5 protein-coding genes are annotated in these 6,170 nt (G+C 75.4%); 4 read left to right on the top strand and 1 reads right to left on the bottom strand.

The features are described from left to right. Positions 1 to 196 precede the first annotated feature (196 nt). The 3 genes from ACFV0G_RS33285 (at position 197) to ACFV0G_RS33295 (ending at position 1,787) form a co-directional block, all read left to right on the top strand. Positions 197 to 466: a hypothetical protein gene (locus tag ACFV0G_RS33285; RefSeq protein WP_380556064.1), complete on the top strand. Its 270-nt coding sequence runs from the start codon at positions 197 to 199 to the stop codon at positions 464 to 466. Between the two features lie 96 nt (positions 467 to 562). After that, on the top strand, positions 563 to 1,057 hold the full coding sequence (locus ACFV0G_RS33290) for a SigE family RNA polymerase sigma factor (protein WP_380556066.1): 495 nt from the start codon (positions 563 to 565) through the stop codon (positions 1,055 to 1,057). After that, positions 1,050 to 1,787, top strand: coding sequence for a hypothetical protein (locus tag ACFV0G_RS33295; protein WP_380556068.1), 738 nt, complete (start codon positions 1,050 to 1,052; stop codon positions 1,785 to 1,787). Before ACFV0G_RS33290 ends, ACFV0G_RS33295 begins: the two co-directional genes overlap by 8 nt. Positions 1,788 to 1,847: 60 nt before the next feature. Here ACFV0G_RS33295 and ppc read toward each other — a convergent pair whose 3' ends face one another. Next, the gene (ppc, locus tag ACFV0G_RS33300; protein ID WP_380556070.1) at positions 1,848 to 4,658 is read right to left on the bottom strand and encodes a phosphoenolpyruvate carboxylase; all 2,811 of its coding nucleotides are present in this window, start codon (positions 4,656 to 4,658) and stop codon (positions 1,848 to 1,850) included. 271 nt (positions 4,659 to 4,929) lie between these two features. Between ppc and ACFV0G_RS33305 the strand changes: the two genes are divergently transcribed. Then, the gene (locus ACFV0G_RS33305) at positions 4,930 to 6,150 is read left to right on the top strand and encodes a sensor histidine kinase (RefSeq protein ID WP_380556072.1); all 1,221 of its coding nucleotides are present in this window, start codon (positions 4,930 to 4,932) and stop codon (positions 6,148 to 6,150) included. Positions 6,151 to 6,170: the final 20 nt, after the last annotated feature.

Consider the following 6,170-nt stretch of genomic DNA (forward strand, 5'->3'; position numbering starts at 1 on the left):
GGAGGGTCAGTTGTGTATAAGAGTCAGGGTGCACCCCCGCCCCGGCCGGCGCCGCCGACCCGCGGTCACGCTCGGTACACAACGGTCGTGCAACGCTTGGCCGCTGGGAGCTGATCGGGGGTCAGCCGGACGCACTCCATCGGATACGGTCATCCCCGTACGAAGGGTTGAGGTGTTCGATCTGGGGGTATGACAGGTGGCTCGGTCCTACCGTGTGGCGCGGGTGGTCGGCGGCGCGGCGTTCTGCCTGGCCGCGGCCGGGGCGGGGGCGCCGTCGGCGCAGGCCGCCGAAGCGGGCGCGGGCCCGGCGGCGAGCCCCGAGCCGGCCGCCGCACAGATGGTCCCCCCGGTCTCCGGGGGAGTCGGCGGCTCGGCCGGCCTGTACGCCGTCGGCGGCGGGCTGCTGGTGGTCGCCGGAGGTGCGGCGACCTGGCTGCGCCGGCGCCGCGCGGACCGCACCGGCTGACCTCCCCGCCGTGCCCGTCCGGGCGCGTCCCCGCCCGGGCGGAGATTTCTCCGCCGTGCTGTCATCCGTTTCGCCTCCCCGGCGCGTCAGGTGGGCATGACGATGGAGGATGACCCGTTCGACGCCTTCGTCGGAGCGCGGTACCAGGCGCTGCTCCGAGCGGCGTTCCTGATCACCGGTGACGTCCACGACGCCCGGGACCTGCTGCACGACGCACTGGCCCGGGTGTACGCCCGGCGCCGGTCGATCCGCGAGGAGTCGGCGACCGAGGCCTACGTGCGCCGCACCATGGTCCGCACCCACGTCTCGCGCTGGCGGCGGACCCGGCGGGAGGTGCTCACCGACCGGCTGCCGGACACCGCGGGACCGGAGGCGCTCCACGCCGACGAGCAGCTGGCCTCGGCCCTGCGCGCGCTGCCGCCGCGGCAGCGCGCGGTGGTGGTGCTCCGGTACTGGGCAGACCTGCCGATGGCCGCGGTGGCCGACGAGCTGGGCTGCTCCCTCGCGACGGCGAAGACACATCTCGGACGGGCGATGACCACGCTGCGGCGCGACCTCGCACCGCAGCGGGAGGTGAGCGGACATGGATGACGAGGACTTCGGACGCGCACTGGCCGGCCGCTTGGAGGCGGCCGCGGACGCCCGGGCCGGTGCGGGGGAGGTGCCGCTGGCCGAGCTCCGCGCCCTGGGCCGCCGCCGGGTGCGCCGCCGCCGCGGGGCGCAGGCGGCCGCCGCCGCGGCCGTGGTGCTGGCCGGCCTGCTGCCGCTGCTGCACGGTGGCCCGGCGGGCGGGACGGCGCCGGCGGCCACCGCCCCGGCGCCCGTCCCCCAGGCCCCGGTGGACTTCGACCGGACCTGCCCGGCCCGGCTGCTGACCCCGGCGTCCGGCACCGCCCCGATCGGGGACGACGTGCTGGACGGAACGGCCGACCGGGCCTGGGGGTTCGCCCTGCGGGAGGACCGCTTCCACATCACCGGGATCTGCGTGGACCGCGCGGTCGGCACGGTGCTGGTCTTCCGGGTGCCCGGCAGCGACCTGGACGCCCGGCTCTCGGCGGCGCTCGGCGCCGCCGCGGGCACCCTGCGCTTCCGCGATGCGCCCTACTCGCAGTTCGACCTGGGCCGGGTGATCAGCAAGGTGGCGGGGGACACCAGGTACTGGCGGGACCGCGGGGTGGACATCACCGGGATGGCAGGGCGGGTGGACGGCACCGGGATCATCCTCGGCACGCCGCACCCGGACGCCGTCCGCGCCGAGCTCCAGGCGCGCTACCGGCCGTACGCGGTGGAGGTGGTGGAGCTGCAGGCGCCGGCGGGGTGACGCGCCGAGGGGCGGCCCCGCGGTGTGCGGGACCGCCCCTCGGGCCGGGCGGGTGCCGGGTCAGCCGGTGTTGCGCAGGCCGGCCGCGATGCCGTTGACGGTCAGCAGCAGCGCACGGGCCCGCAGCGGGTCCTCCGTCAGACCCCGGGCCCGCTCGTCGCGCTGGCGGCGCAGCAGCGCGACCTGGAGGTAGGAGATCGGGTCGAGGTAGGCGTCCCGGACGGCGAAGGTCTGCTTCAGGACCGGGTTGTGCTCCAGCAGCTCGTTCTCGCCGGTGAGCCGCAGCACCTCGCGCAGGGTGCGGTCGTGCTCGGCGGTGATCTGCTCGAAGACGTGCCGCAGCTCGACCGGCACCAGCTGCTCGACGTAGTGGCGGGCGATCCGCAGGTCGGTCTTGGCCAGCGTCATGGCGACGTTGGACAGGAAGTTGCGGAAGAAGTGCCACTGGCCGTACATCTCGTCCAGCACGTCGCCCAGGCCCGCCTCGCGGGCGGCGGCCAGGCCCGCGCCGACGCCGTACCAGCCGGGCACGATCTGCCGGGACTGCGTCCAGCCGAACACCCACGGGATGGCCCGCAGGCCGTCCAGGCCGGCGCCGGAGTCGGGGCGGCGGGACGGGCGGGAGCCCAGGTGCAGCGAGGCGAGCTGGTCGACCGGGGTCGCGGCGAAGAAGTACTTCGGCAGGTCCTCCTGCTCGACCAGCGCGCGGTAGGAGGTGTGCGCGGCCTCGGAGACCCGGTCCATCGCCGCGTCCCAGCGGGCCAGCTCCTCGGGGGCCTGGCGCGGCGCGGTGTGCAGCGCGGAGGCGGCGAGCGTGGCCGAGACGGTCAGTTCGAGGTTCTCCCGGGCCAGCGACGGCAGCAGGTACTTGTCGGAGATCACCTCGCCCTGCTCGGTGACCTTGATCTCGCCCTCCAGGGTGCCCCACGGCTGGGCGAGGATCGCCTCGTGCGAGGGGCCGCCGCCGCGGCCGACGGTGCCGCCGCGGCCGTGGAACAGGCGCAGTCGGATGCCGTAGCGGTGCGCGACGTCGCGCAGCCGGCGCTGGGCGCGGTGGATCTCCCACTGGGACGTGGTGATGCCGCCGAACTTGGAGGAGTCGGAGTAGCCGAGCATGACCTCCTGGACGTCGCCGCGCAGCGAGACCAGCAGCCGGTAGGAGGGGTCGGAGAGCATCTCCTCCAGGATCCGGTCGGCCTGCTGGAGCTCGTCGGTGGTCTCCAGCAGCGGCACGATGCCGATCTTGGCGATGCCGGCGTGCAGGTCGATCAGACCGGCCTCGCGGGCCAGCACGGCGGCGGCGAACACGTCGTCCGCGCCCTGGCACATGGAGATGATGTACGACTCGACGATCTCGTCGCCGAACCGCTCGAAGCCCTCGCGGATGGTGGTGAAGACGCCGAGGGTCTTGGCGCCGGCCGGGTCCAGCGGGGCCGGGACGGGGGCGAGCGGGCGGCGCGAGCGCAGCTCCTTGGCCAGCAGCCGCTGGCGGTACTCGCGCGGCATGTCGGCGTAGCGCCAGGCCTCCTCGCCGAGCCGGTCGAAGAGCTGGCCGAGCGCGTGGTGGTGGGCCTCGGCGTGCTCGCGGACGTCCATCGTGGCGAGCTGCAGGCCGAACGCCTCGATGGTGCGGATGGCGCGGGCGAGCCGGCCGTCGGCGATCAGCCCGCCGCGGTGGCTGCGCAGCGAGTCCTGGATCAGCCGCAGGTCCGCGACCAGCTCGCGGGTTCCGCGGTAGTCGCGGCCCTCGACGTGCGGGGTGCCGGAGGCGAGCCGCTCGCGGGTGTTCTCCAGCTTGAGCCGGATGCAGGTGGCCTTGAGCCGGTACGGCTCCTCGGCGTTCATCCGCTTGTAGCGGGGGCTGAGCTCGGGCAGGGCCGCCAGGTCGGCGTCGAGCGAGGAGAGCAGCTCCTGCGAGGCGCCGGCCAGCCGGACCGACGTGGACAGCGCGTTGCGCAGGTCGTCGATGGTGTCCAGGGCGTCCTTGATGCCGTACTCGTGCTGCAGGTTGAGGACGTCCCAGGTGACCTGCGGGGTCACGTTCGGGTTGCCGTCGCGGTCGCCGCCGATCCAGTTGCCGAAGGTCAGCGGCCGGACGCCCTCGGGGAGCGCGAGGCCGACCCGGGCCAGCTCCTCGTGCAGCTCCTCCAGGACCTCCGGGACGGCCTCGCGGTACAGCTCGTCCAGGTAGTAGACGGCGTTGCGGGCCTCGTCGGTGGGCTCGGGGCGGGCGATCCGCAGCTCGTCGGTCTGCCACAGCAGGTCGATGACCTCGGCGAGCCGGCGGTCGGCCTGCCGCTTGGCGGAGGAGTGCCGGGTCGGGTCGGCCTCGGCCAGGCCGGAGGCGACGTGCTCGCGGTGGATGCGCTCCAGCAGCTCGCCGACCCGGCGCAGCTTGTTGAGGACGCTGCGGCGGGCGGCCTCGGTGGGGTGCGCGGTGAAGACCGGGCGGACGGCCAGGTGGGCGAGGGTGTCGGCGAGGTGCTTGGGGTCGGCCTCGGCGAGCTGGTCGGCGGTCTGCGCGAGCAGCGAGCCCTCGCGGGCGCGGCGGGTGGCGAACTCGCGGCCGCGGTGCACCTGCTCGGTCACGTTGGCGAGGTGGAAGTAGGTGGAGAAGGCCCGGACCAGCTTGCCCGCGGTGTCCAGGTCGATGCCGGCCAGCAGCTCGGCGGTGGCCTCGCCGTCGGTGCGGCTGAGCAGCCGGACCTGCTCGACCAGGCCGAGCAGCTCGGGGCCCTCCTGCCGGACGAGCGTCTCACCGAGCAGGTCGCCGAGCCGGCGGATGTCGGCGCGCAGGGCGGCGTTGTCGGCCTCGGGGCCGGCGGCGGTCGCGGATGGGTTGTCCGCCGAGGCGGGGACCGGAGCGGTCACGGCTTTCTCCCTGTGGTGGTGGGGGTTCGGCAACGGCTCTCTCCTCCGGCCTTCGGCTGGGAGGTGCCCCCAGCCAATATGGGGGAGATGTGTGCGGACCGCGCTGTCCGACTCGCACAGCATAGGTGGCACTGGGTGCCGCGTCCGAGACGTGGCCGGATGGCGGACACGGCGCCCGCCCGGCCGGGTGCGGGCGTGTACCCGGGCCCGCGCGCCGTCGGCGGCCCACGCAGCTGGGGACGCCCGCCCGGCCCGCCGTACGCTGTCCCCCATGAGCGAGTCGCCTGGCGGGGGCGGGCCGGTTTCCGGTCCGTGGTGGTGGCGGCGCCGACGCAGTGCGGCGCTGGACGTCACCTTGGCGGTGGTGGCGGGGGTGGAGTGCGCCTTCGGCGCGTACGACACGGTGCACACCCGGTTGCACTCGGGCGGGTCGGCGGCCGTGGCGGCCGCGGTGCTCGGGGCGCTGGCGGGGGTGACGCTGCTGGTCCGGCGGCGCTGGCCGGCGGTGCCGGTGGTGGTGGCGCTGGTCTTCGTGCCCGGGCTGTTCGGCGTGGTGCTGCTGGTGGTGTCGCTGTACACCCTGGCGGCGACCTGGGAGTGGGCGTCGCGGCGCCGCCGGGTGGTGGCGCTGTCGGCCCTGGCCCTGGCCGAGTCGTTCGGCATGGCGCTGTTCGCGGTGCTGTCGCCGGTGCCGGCGCCGGCCGCCTCGCAGCTGCCGCCGGTCTGGATGCTGGTGGTGCTGGCCGCGCTGGTCGCGGTCGGCCTGACCGTCCCGCCGGTGGTCACCGGCCTGTACGTGGGCGCCCGGCGGCGGCTGGTCGAGTCGCTCAAGGACCGGGCGTACGGCCTGGAGGCCGAGCTCGACCTGCTCGCCGAGCAGGCCAGCGAGCGGGCCCGGCGGGCCCGGCTGGAGGAGCGCACCCGGATCGCCCGCGAGATGCACGACGTGGTCGCGCACCGGGTCAGCCTGATGGTGGTGCACGCCTCCGCGCTGGAGCGGGTGGTGGCCAAGGACCCGGCGAAGGCGCAGGCCTCCGCCCGGCTGATGGGCGAGGTCGGGCGGCAGGCGCTGGACGAGCTGAGGGAGATCCTCGGCGTGCTGCGGATGGCCGAGCCGGCCGCCGTGGCGGAGGGGCACGGCGGGCTGGCGGAGCTGCCGGTGCTGGTCGAGCAGTCCCGGGCGGCGGGCATGGCGGTGACCCTGACGGTCAGCGGCGACCGCCGCCCGTACCGCGGCGAGGCCGAGCAGACCGCCTACCGGGTGGTGCAGGAGGGGCTGACCAACGCGCACAAGCACGCCGGCGGCGCCGGGGTGGCCGTGCTGCTGGCGTTCGTCCCGAACGGCTTCCGGGTGGCGGTGGTCAACGACTCCCCGCGCGGCGCCGAGCCGGTGGCCCTGCCGAGCGGCGGCAACGGCCTGGTCGGGATGCGCGAGCGGGTGCACGCGCTGGGCGGCAGCTTCACGGCCGGCCCGGAGCCGGACGCGGGCTAGCGGGTGGAGGCCCTCAGTCC

This window comes from Kitasatospora sp. NPDC059571 (genome assembly GCF_042735675.1).
Lineage (GTDB): Bacteria > Actinomycetota > Actinomycetes > Streptomycetales > Streptomycetaceae > Kitasatospora.

Bases quoted from the DNA above. Each gene is read 5' to 3' on its own strand.
- ACFV0G_RS33305 (WP_380556072.1), top strand. From the start codon at position 4,930: ATGAGCGAGTCGCCTGGCGGGGGCGGGCCGGTTTCCGGTCCGTGGTGG.
- ACFV0G_RS33295 (WP_380556068.1), top strand. From the start codon at position 1,050: ATGGATGACGAGGACTTCGGACGCGCACTGGCCGGCCGCTTGGAGGCG.
- ACFV0G_RS33290 (WP_380556066.1), top strand. From the start codon at position 563: ATGACGATGGAGGATGACCCGTTCGACGCCTTCGTCGGAGCGCGGTAC.